Below are 13,227 nucleotides of genomic sequence, written 5' to 3' on the forward strand. Positions count from 1 at the left end.
GCAAGGGTGACTGCCACGAAACTCAGTAGCCCGCCCCCACCCGCCACCCCCGCAATTTCGGAGACGGCCCCGGCCGCACCGGCCGCGGGCGGCGGCGCCCTGTTCCTGGGGGGCCTGGCCCGGCGGGCCCGGTCGACGACGGCCCTTGCCGGCCTCGTGGGCGTGGCGGCCTTTGTTCTCTACACGGTCTATTCGTGGCTGCAGTGGTCAAGTTTCACCATCCGCTCCTGGGACCTGGGCATCTTCACCCAGCTGGCCAAGGACTATTCACAGTTCCAGGCGCCGATCGTCAGCCTCAAGGGCCAGGGCTACAACCTGCTGGGCGACCACTTCCACCCGCTGCTGGTGCTGCTGGGCCCGGTGTACCGCGTGTTCCCCAGCGCCTTCACGCTCCTAGTGTTGCAAAACCTGCTGTTTGCGTTCTCGGTTGCGGTCATCAGCCACCTGGCCATCAAACGGCTGGGCCGGATTCCCGGGGTCTGCATTGGCGGCGCCTACGCCCTGGCCTGGGGCCTGCAATCGGCCATCGATTCGCAGTTCCACGAGATCGCATTCGCCGTGCCGCTGCTGGCTCTTTCGCTCTGCGCCTTGATGGAGGAGAAGTGGCGCTCCGCCTGGATCTGGGCGGCCCTGCTGGTCTTCATCAAGGAAGACCTTGGCCTGACGGTGTTCGTGATCGGCCTGGTCATGGCACTGCGCGCCCGCAAGCCCGCGGGCCTGTGGCTGGCCGCATGGGGCGTCGCCTGGTTTGTGCTCGCCACCAAGGTGATCCTGCCGGCCATGAACCCGTCCGACACGTGGGCATACCAAAGCCAGCTGGACCTCAGCGGGCTGCTGAGCGATCCGGCGTCGCTGTTCCAAAAGGACAAGGTCACCACGGTATTCCTGCTCGTGGCGATCACGGCCGGGCTGTCCCTCTTCTCACCCCTGGCGTCGATCGTGCTGCCCACGCTTGCCTGGCGCTTCCTGTCGGACCTGCCCGCCTATTGGGGCCAGGACTGGCAGTACAGCGCCGTGCTGATGCCGATCGTTTTCTGCGCGGCCATCGACGCCCTCTCACGGCGGAAGGTCCTTGACTCTGCAAGGCTGCGGCTGCTTTCGGGGGCGGCCATCGCCCTGATCGCGGTGTCGCTGACGGGCCAGTACGCGTTCAATCGGCTCAACGATCCCGCCACGTCCTTCTCGCAGGCAGGCAACGCCTCCGCCACCCGCGCCCTGGCCGCCGTGCCCAACGGCGTCACGGTGGAAACCGACATCAGCCTCATGAGCTACCTGGTGGACCGGACCGAGGTGTATTGGATCGGCAACAAGAACCCCGCCCCCGAATACGTCCTGATCGACGTCTCCGGCCGGCTCGGCACCCCCGATTCGACGGCGGCCACCGAATCGGAGGCCCGCTACCCGGGCACCCGCTTCACCACCGTCTATGCCGACGGCCATTACCAGGTGGCCAAGCGGGACGCCGGCTAAGCAGACCGGTTACGCCGACGGGTTACGCCGCGACGGAGCTTGCGCGTTCGGCGGCCAGGTCCACAAATACCGCGCGGTTGAGCTCAAAGGACTCCTGCGCGTAGGCGAGGATGGCGTCCTTCTGGGCCCGGCTGAAATCGGTGCCGTCCAGCCGCTCCCGGTAGGCGTCCTTGTACGGCTTGGGCTTGGGGATCTCCGGGAAGTCATAGAAGTTCAGGCCGGCCTCGGAGACCCCGTAGTGGCGCTGGACCATGCGGGAGATGATCAGCCCGCCGGAGAGATCCCCCATGTAGCGCACATAGTGGTGGGCCAGCAGGAACTCGATGGACTCCCGGCCCAGCGTTGCCAACTTGTCCGCGTAGGCGACGGTGGCGGGGACGATCACGATGCGGCCGTCGGCCAGCTGCGCCTCCCAATCGACGCCAAAGTGGAACGCCATGTCCGCCTCGAGGGCAGCCACCCGGGCCAGCCCGGGGTCGATGAAGCCGCCCAGCTGGGAGTCTCCGGCGAGGGTGGCCAGCGCCGATTCCAGGGCCCGGTAAATGACGAGGCTCTGGGCGAGCAGGGCCGCCAGCGCGGCGACGTCGAGCGTGCCACCCATCAACTCGGCCACGAACGTCGACTCCTCGGCATCCCGGTGTGCGGCCGCGGTGTGCGACTTCAATTCCTGGGACAGCGGCTCCCCGGCCTCGGGGACGGCGGATGCGGCGGATGCGGCGGATGCAGACATGGGACAACTCCAAAGTTAGGTAACGTTACCCTTACCCAATCAGCTTTGGTGACACCCTGTCAAGCCATTCCGCAATGAAAACGTGCCCTTATTCCCCGGCGGCCGCGCCGCGCATCCCGGGCCTAATCGACTCCCTTGATCCGCACCACGAAAACGGCGCCCAGAAGGCCGATCACGGCGGCCACCACGTAGAGCGTCACGTAGCCGCCAAACATCGACACCAGCGGGTACGCGATGACGGGGGCAATCACCTGCGGCAGCGAATTCGCCACATTGATGACGCCCAGGTCCTTGCCGCGGCTGCCGGCCGACGGCAGCACCTGGGTGAGCAGCGCAAAGTCCACGGCCAAATAGGCGCCGTAGCCGATGCCCAGCACGGCCGAACCCACCACCGCCCCGGTCCAGGTGGGCCAGAACGCCAGGATCAGCGCGGAGACAGCAATGATGATCGAGGAGCCGATGACGAACGGCTTGCGCCGGCCCACCTTGTCCGTCCAGCGGCCGCCAATGATGGCCGTGACGAGGGTCAGGACCGCGTAGATGCCGGTCAGGATCAGCACGCCGAATTCGGGGTTCTTGAAGCCGACGGCGTCGCGCAGGAAGAACAGCAGGTACAGCGTGACCAGGTGGTTGCCCACGTTGACCAGGAACCGGGTGATCCAGGCCCAGCCGAAATCCGGGTAGCGGCGCGGGGAGATCCAGAAACCCTTGGCGAAGGCGGCCCAGGTGAACAGCGGGCGCTGGGACGGGTGCAGCGTTTGGTCGTTGGAGAAGAAGAGGTAGGGCACCATCCCGGCCACCAGGGCCACGGCGCACAAGACGTACCCGAGGGCGAAGTTGCCGGCCACCACCGCGCCGATGGCGGCACCAAACAAGATGCCCACCACGGTCCCCATGGACGCCAGCCCGCCAATGCTGCCGCGCTGGCGGATGGGCACCTGGTCAGGCACGGCGGCCGTGATGGCGGCCAGGGCTCCGTTGCAACCCAACTGCACCAGGCACCACAGCAGCGTCATGGCGGCAACGCTCGGGGCAACCGTGAGCCCCAGCAGGCCGATCGTGCCAAGGAGCGCACCGATGAAGACCCAGGGCACCCGGCGGCCAAAGCGGGAGACGGTCCTGTCGCTGAACGTGCCGAACAAGGGGTTTGCCACGAGGGACACAGCAGCGCCGGCGCCGGTCACCAGGGCCAGGATGCCTTCCTTGCCCGGTTCGCTGAAGTGGATGGCCTGCTGGCCCAGCAGCACCTGGATGGGACCGAAGAACGCCGCGTTGATGCCGACGTTGACCAGCACCACCGACGTCGTCCAGCGGTGCCGGACCGTTACGGTTGGCTCGGTGAGCGCCACACTGCCTGCCGTTGGATTGCCCTGTGAACCTGTTTCGCTGCCCGCCACCATGCCCCAGCCCTTCATTGACGTTGGGATTGCCGCTCCCTGGCCCCAGCTTACTGGGCACGCCCGACGCCGGGGGTGAAAGTTAAGGCTGCCGGCCCGCCACCTGGGCGCGGACTTCCTCGATGATCCGCAGCGCCGCCACGGAGTCGGCCGGATCCACGGGCACGGGCCCGCCGTCGTGCAGGGCGGCGGCCAATTCCTCGTAGTACTGGCTGAAATTGCCCCGCTCGGTGGGCACGGGGACCGTGGCGCCGTCGCGGCCCAGCACGCCCCAGTTTTCCTCCGGGTCGACGCCGTACAGCGGATTTCCGGGCAGGATTCCGGCCTGGATCTGCGCCTCCTGTCGATCCGCCACGGCCTTGACGTAGGCGGCCTCGGAGCCGAGGACGCGCAGCCGGGGTCCCAGTTGCGGCACGCTGAGGTTCATCCACAGGTGGGAGACCACCCCGCCGGCATGTTCCAGCGCGATGAAGGCGTCGTCGTCGGACAACTCCTCCGGCCGGCGCGCGGCGGCCTCGCCATAGACGCGCACGGGCGGGCCGAAGAGTTGCAGGGCCTGATCGACCAGGTGCGTGCCGAGGTCGTTCAGGATGCCGCCGCCGTCCGCGGGGGTGGCCTGCGCCTTCCATTCCTTCGTGATGCCCTGCTGCCAGCGCTCCAACCGCGACTCATAACGGCGCACTTCCCCGAGCGAACCGTCGGCGAGCAGCTTTTTCAGGGTCAGGTATTCGCCGTCCCAGCGCCGGTTTTGGTAGGTGCTGAGGACCAGTCCGAGCTCCTTGGCGAGCGCAATCAGGGCATCGCCCTCCTCGCTTGTCACGGTGAACGGTTTGTCCACCACCACGGCGCAGCCGGCTTCCAGCGCGGCCTGCGCGAGCGGCACGTGGCTTGCCGGCGGGGTGGCCACCACCACCAGGTCCACGCCGGCGGTCGCGGGGTCCCAGTCAGCTCGGCCGATGACGCGCGCCTCCGGGAAGGCTGCGCGGGCGGCTGCCTGGCGTGCGGGATCCGAGGTCACGATCACGTCGAGGCTGTAGCGCGCCAGCGAGGCGATGGACGGGGCGTGGAAGACGCTGCCGGCCAGGCCGAAACCCAGGAGTGCCGTGCGGATGTTTTGTGTCATGGCTCATACCCTACCGGGCCATGCCGGGCGCGCTAAAGTATGACCCATGAGCCTTCTTGGTCCCCGCATTTGTTCCGGTTTGAGCCCCGCCGACCAGGCCGTCCTGGCCCGGACTTTGGCCGGCAGCGACGATATTACGATGTTTGTCGACGGCACGGCCCACCGCCTGGCACCCGAGGCGAGGGATGCCGTCGTCGATCTTCTGCAGCGGCTCGCGGGCGGCGACGCCGTGACGGTGGCGAGCGTGGCGGAGCTGCTGACCACCTCGCAGGCAGCGGAACTGGCCGGGATTTCCCACACCTTCCTGCGCAACATGACGGATCGCGGGGAGATCCCCGTGCAGTACCGGGGCTCGCACCGGCGGATCCGCCGCGAGGACATCATGGCGTGGCTGGCCGGGCAAAAACACCAGCCCGCGGCGTCGGAGTAAATTCGGGGTTACACACCCTCCCGCGTCATAAGAAACGCTTATCCGTCCACGCACAATGTGTCTTATCCAACACGTCTTCCAGTCCCTAGGCTCGGTAGGAAGGAACCGTTCCCTAGGTTTCACCGACTGACGAACCTGGAAGAGACCATGGAAGACTTTTCGCCCGCAGGGCGCGTGCAGCGCATCAAATCCTCCCCCAGCGTCGCCGCCGCCGCACGGGTGCGTGAACTCCGGGCGGAGGGGCGCCGAATCCTCGACCTCACGGTGGGCGAACCGGATTTTGACACCCCGGACCACATCAAGGCCGCCGCGATTGCCGCCATCACCGCCGGGCAAACCAAGTACACCTCGGTCAGCGGCACCCCGGAACTCCAGGCCGCCATCATCGGCCGGCTGGAACGCCACACGGGCATCAACTACGCGGCGAACGAAATCACGATCGGCGGCGGCGCCAAGCAGGTCATCTTCATGGCGCTCATGGCCACCCTGGATGCCGGCGACGAGGTCATCATCCCCGCACCCTACTGGGTGTCGTACCCGGACATGGTGCTGGCCAACGAGGGCACGCCCGTGATCGTCGCCGGCACCGAGGAAACCGGCTTCAAGCTGACCCCGGCGGCCCTGCGCAACGCCGTCACCGCGCGCACCAGGTGGATCATCCTCAACTCGCCGTCGAACCCGACGGGCGCTGTCTACACCCGCCCGGAGCTGCGCGCCCTGGCCGACGTCCTGGCCCACTTCCCGCATGTGAACATCCTGACCGACGAAATCTACGACGAGATCTACTTCGGCGAAGGGCGGATGGCCAGCATGGTCCAGGTGGCACCGGAACTGCGGGAACGCATCTTCCTCGTCAACGGCGTCTCCAAGGCGTACGCCATGACGGGGTGGCGGCTGGGCTACGGCGCCGGGTCCGCAGCACTCGTGTCCGCCATCAACAAGCTGCAGTCCCAAATGTCCTCCTGCCCGTCGTCCGTGAGCCAGGCCGCCGCGGCCGCCGCACTGTCCGGGGACCAGGCCTTCGTCCGCGAGAGCGTCGAGGTTTACCGGGGCCGCCGGGACGCCGCCGTAGCCGGACTTAACGCGATCGACGGGTTGAGCTGCACCGTCGCCGACGGCGCGTTCTACGCGTACGTCAACTGCGCCGGCGTGATCGGCAAAAGCACCCCGGACGGCGACGTCATCGCCACCGACGAGGACTTCTCCCTTTACCTGCTCAATTCCTCGCTGGTCGCCGTGATCCACGGCTCCGCCTACGGCCTGGGCCCGTATTTCCGCATCTCCTTCGCCACCGGCCTGGACACCGTCGAGGAGGCCGTCGAGGCCATCGACAAGGCCGTCCGCACCCTCTCCTAATCCCCCATTGCAGACAGGAACACTCCCATGATCCACGTAAAGACCACCATCACCCGGCCCGACGCCGACGTCGTCAGCGCCCTCGCCGCGTTCTCCTCCGCCACCATCCATGAGGCGCAGGGCCGCAAGGGCGCCCTCAGCTCACGGATCAAGCCGATCGACCGCAGCATGTCCTTTTGCGGACCGGCCGTCACGGTTCGCTGCGCGCCGCAGGACAACCTGATGCTGCAGGTCGCCATCCACTACGCCGAGCCGGGCGACGTGGTCCTGGTGGGCGCCGGCGAATACACCGAGGCCGGAACCTTTGGCGACGTGCTGGGCAACGCCATGAAATCGAAGGGCATTGCCGCCATGGTCACCGATTCCGGGGTCCGGGACACGGCGGACCTGATCGAACTGGGGCTGCCCGTCTTTTCCGCGAACGTCTGCATCAAGGGCACCGTCAAAGAGACCCTTGGACCCATCAACCACCCGCTGGTTTTTGGCGACGAGATCATCTACCCCGGTGACATCCTGCGCGGGGACGCCGACGGCGTCGTCGTGATCCGCCGTGAGGAGGCCGAGGAGGTCATCGCTCTATCGCAGGCCCGCGACGACGCCGAGCGCGAGCTGATCAAGAAGTACCACGACGGCGGCACCACCATTGAGCTGTGCAAGCTCACCGATGTCCTGAAGGCCAAGGGCCTGCTGGTTGAGGAATAAACAAAAGGAATAAATCCCATTCCGGAATTAGCCGGCGACTTTTCCCTCGAGCATTTCCAGGAGCACTTCCTGCAAAATCAACAAAACGGCGGACGCCGCCTCGGACAAAGGTTCGTGGTCGGGCGTACATAAGGCGATTTTGCATCGCAGTGTTGGCTCCACAATGCGCAGGGCATGGAATTCGCCTTTTCTAAAAAGTGCCTCGGCAGCCGATTTTGGCAGGATGGTTGCGCCAATGTTGGCCTCCAGGAGCCGGGTCAGCGCGGGCACCGATTCCACCTCGCCCATCAGGCGCAGGGGCAGTTGGTGCTCGCCAAGGCCCGCCTCGACCAGCTGGCGCAGGGTGTGGATCTTCTCCGGCAGGAACAACGGCATGTCCGAGACCTCGCGCAGGCTGATCTCCCGCCGCCCGGGCTCAAGGTCCGCGGCCGCGTTGGCCACCAGGTAGAGGTCCTCCACGATCATGGTGGTGAACTGGACGCCGCGAATCTCCCCGGGTTCATAGATCAACGCCATGTCCAGGCGGCCGTTCTTGATGGCCTCGCTGAGCACGCCGCCATACGTTTCGCTCAGGTGCACCACAATGTCCGGATAGCGGCGGTTGACCTCCGTGATGATCCGCGGCGCCAGGCTTGAGGCCATGCTGTAAGGGGCCACCGCAATCGAAACCCGGCCCGACGGCGCGGCCCCCGAGGCCTCGACGTCGGCCCGGGCCTGGTCCACTTGGCGCAGGATGATTTGCGCGTGGCGGTACAGGGTATGGCCGGCGGCCGTGGGCTCCACACCCTTCTTGCTACGGATCAGGAGCCGTTGCTTGAGCTCGCTTTCCAGGGCCGAGAGCTGCTGGCTGAGGGCCGGCTGGGCCACGTGCAGGGCCGCTGCGGCCTTCGTGATGCTGCCCGAATCAACGATCTGGACAAAGTACGCCAACTTCCTGGTATCCACGCCATCATCTTCCGTCGTCGCGTCGCCGAAGCCGGCGTCCGTCACTGCTGTGCGTTCCGCCCCCACGGGGTGGCGGTCCATAAGGATTTGCTATCACGTAACACCGAATATGTCTTTGTGTGATCCAAGCCTCAATGCAAGAATTTTACTACCAAGGCGGGAATAAATGAACTTCGATTATCCGAACATTTATTTCACGCCGTCGGATCCCGAAATGGCCTGAATTCATTCTTCAATTATTTCCGGGCGCCGGGCACTTATTATTTATCCACCCCTTTACCAGCTTAGGCGGCGCAGACATGACTCGAATGGTTGATCTCGTGGCAGATCTCGGTGAGGGTTTTGGCGCGTACACCCTCGGCGACGATGCGGCCCTGCTGGACATCGTCTCGAGCGCCAACATCGCCTGCGGATTCCATGCCGGCGACCCGGACATCATGGACGCCACCGTTGCCGCCTGCGTGGCACGCGGCGTGGCCGTAGGCGCCCACCCCAGCTTCCCGGACCTGCGCGGTTTTGGCCGACGGGCCATGGATTGCTCGGCCGCCGAGGTCCGCACCGATGTCACGTACCAAATGGGCGCGTTGTCAGCCTTTGCGGCGTTCCACGGCACCCGCGTGGCCCATGTTGCCCCGCACGGCCGGCTCGGCAATCTCGTCGGCACCCGGGCGGACTATGCCGCAGCGGTGGCCGACGCCGCGGCCGGCGTCGATCCCGGCCTCATCATCGTGGCCCAGGACGGCGAGTTGGCGCAGGCCGCACGGATCCGCGGACTGGCCGTGGGCATCGTCGGCATCGCGGACCGCGCCTATCAGGACAACGGCACCCTGGTCCCCGGTCACAGCCCGGCGCGGTCATCCACGACGCCGCCGAGGTGGCCCGGCGCACGGTGCGGATGGTCCTTGACGGCGAAATCGAAAGCGTCAACGGCGTCGATATCCCGATCCAGGCGGACAGCGTGCTGCTGCACGGCGACAACGCCGGCGCCGTGGCGCTTGCCCGGCTCATCCGCGCCGAGCTGACGGCCGCCGGAGTCCGCATTGCCCCCTTGTCCGAGGTCCTGGCCGCGAAGGCGGGGTCCCGATGAGCACCGCAGCCGGGTCCATGGTGGAGATCTTCGAATCCGGCGACTCCGCATTGCGGGTGGTGGCCACCCTGGACGACGCCGAACTCAACTGGTCGCTGGTGCACCGGCTGGCGCAGTGGCTGGAGGCTTCGGGCGCCGACGGCGTGCACGGGGCGGCACCCACCTACGATTCCGCGCTGGTCGAGTTCGACCCGCTGACGACGTCGGCCCGTCAGGTCGGCGCGTTCATCCAGCTCGGCCTGCGGCAGCTGGGGCATGAGGACACTCCCACCCGGGAACCGCGCAGCTTCGAGGTGCCCGTGGTTTACGGCGGCGATTTTGGCCCCGACCTCGCCGATGTGGCCCGCCACCAGGGCCTGACCACCGAGCAGGTGGTTGCGCTGCACTCGGCGGGCCCGTACAAGGTTCGCTGCCTCGGCGCACCCGCCGGGTCCCCCATGATGGACGGTCCGGACTTTCCGCTGCCCGTCCCCCGGCTCAAGGACCCGCGGATCAGCGTTCCCGCCGGTGCCGTTGCGGTGGCCGGGCGCCAGGCCGTCATCGCCCCGGCCGCGGCGCCGGGCGGCTGGTGCGTCATTGGCCGTACCCCCCTAACCGTCCTGGACATCACCCGGGACCCTCTGGTTCCGTACCTGCCCGGCGACACCATCACGTTCCGCCCCATTGCGGCCGTCGAATTCGAGGGCCTGTCCGGACGCTACCTGCAGGCACTCCGATGAGCGGGATCCTCACCGTCCTGCAGCCGGGCAACTCCGTGGTGACCGATCTTGGCCGTTTCCGCGGCGCCCGTTACGGGCTGCCCGTCAATGGTGCGCTGGACCAGTTTTCCGCCCGCATCGCCAATGTCCTGGTGGGCAACGCGGACAACTCCCCGCTCATCGAGGTGACGGCGCTGGATTTCCGGATGCGCACGGATACGGACATCCTCATTTCCGTCACGGGCTCCCCGCTGACGTTCAGCGTGGGCGGCCGCCCGCAACAGCAATGGGAACCCGTTGCTGTCCGGGCCGGGGAGACAGTCTCCGTACGGGGCATCCACTCCGGGCTGCGCGCCTACATCGCCGTGCACGGCGCCGTCGAGGCGCCCCTGCTGCTGGGCAGCTGCGCCCCCGACACCGTGATCGGCTTCGGGTTGAAACTGGCCGAAGGCAGCACCTTGACGGCGCTGCGGTCCTGCGCCCCGTTCCGCCAGCCCTACCTCGACCTGCCCTTGTTCCGCTTTGGGCTTTCCACCCCTGCCTTCGGGCCGGACCTCACGGTCGACGTGACGGACGGGCCCGACCTGGCGGAGTTCGGCGACTCGGCGGAACTGCTGTTCGCCAAGCCGTATACGGTCAGCGGCCGCAGCAACCACATCGGCCTGCGACTGGGCGGGGAGCTGCCCCAACGCGTCACGGATACCGAACTGTTGTCCCGCGGCGTTCCGGTCGGCGCCATCGAGGTTCCCTCCCGCGACGAGCTGCTGGTGCTGCACCGCGGCCGCGGCGTCACGGCCGGATACCCGGTCCTCGCCGTCGTCACGTCGTCGTCGCTGGACACGCTCGCCCAAGCCAGGCCCGGTCAACACGTCACCTTCCGCAAGTCCACCATTGGGGAGGCCGCGGCGAAGTGCCGCAGTACCCAGCGGCAAATCGACCAGCTCCGCCAGGCGGTCACCACCGTTTTCGCCTCGCTGGGCATCGGCACCACGGCCCACTGGTGGCAGCACCATGCCTCCGCGGCGGGCTTCTAACTCCAACGGTTTGAAAACCATCGACCACACCCAAAGGGATTTAGACTTTTCCCATGAAATAAGGAACCAGTCATGTCTTCAGCAATTCGTGCGGTACCCCAGCAGCACCTCGACGGACGCCAAACACGCAAGGTTGTCTTGGCCGGTTGCGTCGGCATTTTCGCCGAGCTCTACGACAACGGCATCTTTGCGTTCATGGCCGGCACGCTGGCGATGGTCTTCCTGGCCCCGGGAAACACCAGCGCGGCACTGTTGTTTGTCTTCGCCGGCTACGCCATCTCCTTTTTTGTCCGTCCGTTGGGCGCCGTCGTGTGCGGCTACCTCGGAGACAAGCTGGGCCGCCAAAAGCTCCTGGTCTTCGTGATCCTGCTGATCAGCGCCGCAACCGCCGGAATCGGCCTGCTGCCCACGTACGCGGCCATCGGAATCGCGGCGCCTGCCCTCATGATCTCCCTGCGCCTGGTCCAGGGCTTCTCGGTGGGCGGTGAAGCCGCCGGAGCAATGACGTTCCTGGCCGAGCACGCCCCAGCCGGGAAGCGCGGCATCATCACCTCCTACGCACAGATCGCCTCCTTCGCGGCGCTGCTCACCGGCACCATGGTGGCCTTCACCATGTCGCCGTGGCTTACCCAGGACGCGATCGACGGCGGCGGCCTGGCCTCGGTGGCCTGGCGGGTGCCGTTCCTGGTCGCCATCCCCATGGGAATCGTTGGCTGGTACATCCGCAAGGCCATCAAGGACACCCCCAACTTCGAACGGCTCAAGGCCGAGGGCGGACTGTCCAAGAACCCGCTCAAGGAGGCCTTCGCCTCCGCCGAACACCGCCGCGCCATGGTGCTGGCCTTGTTCATCCCGCTGATGAACGGCTCCGGCTACTACGTGCTCTTCTCCTACATGCCCACGTTCCTGAAGGGCAAGAACCTGAACTTCAGCATCGGCCAGGCCCTGCTCATCACCGCCTGCTCCCTGGTGGTCATCTGCATCGCCATCCCGTTCATGGGAGCCCTCTCGGACCGGGTCGGCCGCAAGAAGGTCATCGCCGGATCGGCCATCGCCATGGCCGTGGTCGGCATCCCGGCCTATTCACTCATCGCGACCGGCGAAATGGGCCTGGCTATCCTGGGTGCCTGCATCATGGCCGTGGTCTTTGCCGGGCACACGGCAGTCGTCCACATCCTGCTCATTGAGCTCTTCCCCACTCGGGTCCGTTACTCGGCCTACGGTCTTGGCTACAACCTGTCCTCGGCAGTCTTCGGCGGAACCGCGCCCCTGCTGATGACCTGGCTGATCTCCTCCACGGGCAACATCTACATGCCCGCGTTCTACGCCGTCATTACGGCACTGGGAACGCTCGTGGCCGTCAGCACCGTCAAGGACCGCGCCCACGAACCGCTGCGCGACGCCTAACCTTTCGCAACACCCGGCCGGCCACGCCGGCCACGCCGGCACCCCACAACTTCCGCGTTTCCAGGAGCACAACATGCCATTTTCGGACTACACCACGGCCCTCGTCACCGGCGCATCAACCGGCATGGGCGCGGCCATCACCGAGCGCCTCACCAAGCGGGGCCTGACGGTGCACGCCGTCGCCCGCAACACTGAACGGCTGGCCGAAATTGCCGACCGAACCGGCGCCATCACCCACGTCGTCGACCTCGCCGACACCCGGGCGCTGACGGAGGAGGTATCCGGCCTGAACATCGACGTCCTGGTCAACTGTGCCGGCGTCTCGCGGCCCGGCAACCTGCTGGACTCCTCGGCGGACGACGTCGACGACCTCATCGACGTCAACCTGCGCGGGCTGCTCCAGCTGACCCGGCTGCTGTTGCCGGGCATGGTGGAACGCGACCTGGGGCATGTTGTGAATATCGGCTCGATCGCCGGGCACTACAATTTCTACGGTCACACGGTCTATCACGCCACGAAGGCGGCCGTGCACCAGGTGTCGCGGCAGTTGCGCAACGATACGGTCGGCAAGCGCATCCGGGTCACGGAAATCGTGCCCGGCCGGGTCGAAACGGAGATCTTTGGCCGCAACATGGGCGGCACTCCCGAGGCCATGGACGAGGCCTGGAAGACGTACTACGAAGGCTACGAGTCGCTGACCACCGACGACATCGTCAACGCCCTGGACTTCGCCATCGAGGCGCCCCGGCACGTAAACGTGGGGATGCTCGAACTCATGCCCACGTTCCAGGTGCCCGGCGGGCTCGTCTTTGACCGCCGCGAGGACTGAACCCTAGATCCGCGGCCGG

General features: G+C 66.6%; 12 protein-coding genes and 1 pseudogene. 9 read left to right on the forward strand and 4 right to left on the reverse strand.

The features are described 5' to 3' along the window. Positions 1–6: 6 nt before the first annotated feature. Positions 7–1,470 carry a DUF2079 domain-containing protein gene (locus AL755_RS21155; RefSeq protein ID WP_054012702.1) on the forward strand — a complete coding sequence of 488 codons (1,464 nt, stop codon included), beginning with the start codon at positions 7–9 and terminating at the stop codon, positions 1,468–1,470. Between the two features lie 22 nt (positions 1,471–1,492). On the opposite strand, the gene AL755_RS21160 is transcribed toward AL755_RS21155, so the two are convergent. The 3 genes from AL755_RS21160 to AL755_RS21170 form a co-directional block, all read right to left on the reverse strand. Further along, positions 1,493–2,200, reverse strand: coding sequence for a biliverdin-producing heme oxygenase (locus AL755_RS21160; protein WP_054012703.1), 708 nt, complete (start codon positions 2,198–2,200; stop codon positions 1,493–1,495). Positions 2,201–2,322: 122 nt separating this feature from the next. Then, the gene (locus AL755_RS21165) at positions 2,323–3,600 is read right to left on the reverse strand and encodes an MFS transporter (RefSeq protein ID WP_054012704.1); all 1,278 of its coding nucleotides are present in this window, start codon (positions 3,598–3,600) and stop codon (positions 2,323–2,325) included. A gap of 79 nt (positions 3,601–3,679) precedes the next feature. Then, positions 3,680–4,720, reverse strand: coding sequence for a Gfo/Idh/MocA family protein (locus AL755_RS21170; protein ID WP_054012705.1), 1,041 nt, complete (start codon positions 4,718–4,720; stop codon positions 3,680–3,682). A 46-nt stretch (positions 4,721–4,766) separates the two neighbouring features. On the opposite strand from AL755_RS21170, the gene AL755_RS21175 reads away from it, so the two are divergent. The 3 genes from AL755_RS21175 to AL755_RS21185 all read left to right on the forward strand — a co-directional run bounded on the left by AL755_RS21175 (position 4,767) and on the right by AL755_RS21185 (position 7,208). Beyond that, positions 4,767–5,150, forward strand: coding sequence for a helix-turn-helix domain-containing protein (locus AL755_RS21175; RefSeq protein WP_054012706.1), 384 nt, complete (start codon positions 4,767–4,769; stop codon positions 5,148–5,150). A 147-nt stretch (positions 5,151–5,297) separates the two neighbouring features. Then, on the forward strand, positions 5,298–6,506 hold the full coding sequence (locus tag AL755_RS21180; RefSeq protein WP_054012707.1) for an aspartate transaminase: 1,209 nt from the start codon (positions 5,298–5,300) through the stop codon (positions 6,504–6,506). A gap of 27 nt (positions 6,507–6,533) precedes the next feature. Next, on the forward strand, positions 6,534–7,208 hold the full coding sequence (locus AL755_RS21185; protein WP_054012708.1) for a 4-carboxy-4-hydroxy-2-oxoadipate aldolase/oxaloacetate decarboxylase: 675 nt from the start codon (positions 6,534–6,536) through the stop codon (positions 7,206–7,208). Between the two features lie 27 nt (positions 7,209–7,235). Here AL755_RS21185 and nac read toward each other — a convergent pair whose 3' ends face one another. Next, positions 7,236–8,153, reverse strand: a complete 918-nt coding sequence (nac, locus tag AL755_RS21190; RefSeq protein WP_054013243.1) for a nitrogen assimilation transcriptional regulator NAC — start codon at positions 8,151–8,153, stop codon at positions 7,236–7,238. 299 nt (positions 8,154–8,452) lie between these two features. Between nac and AL755_RS21195 the strand changes: the two are divergent. From AL755_RS21195 to AL755_RS21215, 5 genes and pseudogenes are all read left to right on the forward strand, one after another. Further along, positions 8,453–9,240 (forward strand): annotated as a pseudogene (locus tag AL755_RS21195) (LamB/YcsF family protein). Continuing rightward, entirely contained in the window at positions 9,237–9,959 is a 723-nt protein-coding gene (locus tag AL755_RS21200; protein WP_054012709.1) for a 5-oxoprolinase subunit B family protein, read from the forward strand. The pseudogene AL755_RS21195 and the gene AL755_RS21200 overlap by 4 nt, the downstream one beginning before the upstream one ends. Further along, positions 9,956–10,972 carry a 5-oxoprolinase subunit C family protein gene (locus AL755_RS21205; RefSeq protein WP_054012710.1) on the forward strand — a complete coding sequence of 339 codons (1,017 nt, stop codon included), beginning with the start codon at positions 9,956–9,958 and terminating at the stop codon, positions 10,970–10,972. Before AL755_RS21200 ends, AL755_RS21205 begins: the two co-directional genes overlap by 4 nt. 72 nt (positions 10,973–11,044) lie before the next feature. Continuing rightward, positions 11,045–12,379, forward strand: a complete 1,335-nt coding sequence (locus tag AL755_RS21210; protein WP_054012711.1) for an MFS transporter — start codon at positions 11,045–11,047, stop codon at positions 12,377–12,379. A gap of 73 nt (positions 12,380–12,452) precedes the next feature. Beyond that, entirely contained in the window at positions 12,453–13,208 is a 756-nt protein-coding gene (locus tag AL755_RS21215; RefSeq protein WP_054012712.1) for an SDR family oxidoreductase, read from the forward strand. The last annotated feature ends 19 nt before the right edge of the window (positions 13,209–13,227 follow it).

This window comes from Arthrobacter sp. ERGS1:01, assembly GCF_001281315.1.
Lineage (GTDB): Bacteria > Actinomycetota > Actinomycetes > Actinomycetales > Micrococcaceae > Specibacter.